Genomic DNA, 1,787 nt, shown 5'->3' with positions numbered 1-1,787 from the left:
CCCCACCCGGCCGCTGCGCGGCCACCCTCCCCTCGAGGGGGAGGGAAAACACCGGCGTCACCACGGTGATGTCGGGCAGATGCGTGCCGCCGTTGTAGGGCGCGTTGAGGGCAAAGACGTCGCCGGGGTGGATGTCGCCGGAATTCAGCCGGATGATGGTTTCGACCGAGCGGTCCATCGAGCCCAGATGCACCGGCATGTGCGGCGCATTGGCGACCAGCGCGCCATGGCGATCGAAGACGGCGCAGGAAAAATCCAGCCTTTCCTTGATGTTGACGGAATAGGCGGTGTTCTGCAGCGTCACGCCCATCTGCTCGGCGATCGACATGAAGAGGTTGTTGAAGACCTCCAGCATGACCGGATCGGCCTCCGTGCCGAGCGCTGCCTGCCGGCGCTTTTTCTCGACACGGCGCAGGAGCACATGGTTCCTGGCGGTGATTTCGGCCAGCCAGCCCGGCTCGATGACGATCGTCTGGTTCGGCTCGATAATCAAGGCAGGTCCGGCAACCCTGTTTCCCGGCTTCAGCGCTTCGCGGCGGAAGATGGGTGAAGTGCGCCACTCTCCCTCGGTGAAGATTTCGCGGGTTTGCGAAGGGCTTACGGCAAGGTCTTCGGTTCGCGATTCAGTTTCGTCGCGCCCGGTGCCGCCGGTGTCGGTGCCTTCGACACCGACGGTCTCGACGATCATCGGCTTGTCGTCATAGACGAAACCGAACTGCGCCTTGTGGGCGATTTCAAAATCGCGCCTGGCTTGGAAAATCGAATCCGCCTCGAAATTCACCGGGAGTGTCGTGTCGGTGCCGTCATAGCGAATGTGCAGCACCGGCTTCGTGGCGACCGTATCCTCGCCGATGCCTTGCGCCGCGAGTTCGGCGACAACGGCTTTTCTCAAAATGGCAATGAGGTTGCCGATCTCCGTTCTGGACTCTTCGGCAAGCGGTTTCAGCAGCGCCTGCTGGCGCGAGGCAAAGACCGAGGATAGACCGATGCCATAGGCCGACAGCAGGCCAGAGAAGGGATGGATCAGCACCGCCTCCATGCCGAGCGCGTCGGCGACCAGGCAAGCGTGCTGGCCGCCGGCACCACCGAAGCAGTTCAGGAGATACTCGGTGACGTCGTAGCCGCGCTGCACAGAGATCTTCTTGATGGCATTGGCCATGTTCTCCACGGCGATGGTGACGAACCCTTCGGCGACAGTCTCGGGCGACCGCCCATCGCCGATTTCGGCGGCGAGTGCCGCAAATTTTGCTCGCACCGTCTCGACGTCGAGCGGCTCGTCCTGGCCGGGTCCAAAAATCGCCGGGAAGAAATCGGGCTGCAGCTTGCCAAGCATGACGTTGGCGTCGGTGACGGCGAGCGGGCCGCCGCGCCGGTAGGCTGCCGGGCCGGGATTGGCGCCAGCCGAATCCGGTCCGGCCCGGAAGCGACCGGCCTCGTAATGCAGGATCGAGCCGCCGCCGGCGGCGACGGTATGGATGCGCATCATCGGCGCGCGGATGCGCACGCCGGCGACCTCGGTGTCGAAGGCGCGTTCGTATTCGCCGTCATAGTGGGCGACGTCGGTGGAGGTGCCGCCCATATCGAAGCCGATGACCTTATCGAAGCCGGCGAGCCTGGCTGTCTCGACCATGCCGACGACGCCGCCGGCCGGTCCTGACAGCAGCGCATCCTTGCCCTGGAACATGTCGGCGGCGGTGAGACCGCCCGACGACATCATGAACATGAGGCGAGGGCTTTCCCTCCCCCTCGAGGGGAGGGTGGCGGCAAAGCCGCCGGGTGGGGTCGGA

The 1,787-nt window shown here is 64.6% G+C and carries 1 protein-coding gene; it reads right to left on the bottom strand.

The features are described from left to right. Positions 1 to 1,787, bottom strand: a 1,787-nt coding sequence (locus EOC06_RS43080; RefSeq protein ID WP_245469879.1) for a hydantoinase/oxoprolinase family protein, incomplete at both ends; no start/stop codon positions are given.

It is taken from the genome of Mesorhizobium sp. M7A.F.Ca.MR.362.00.0.0 (assembly GCF_004023175.1).
In the GTDB taxonomy this organism is placed as follows: Bacteria; Pseudomonadota; Alphaproteobacteria; order Rhizobiales; family Rhizobiaceae; genus Mesorhizobium.
This window is presented reverse-complemented; position numbering and strand designations above follow the sequence as displayed.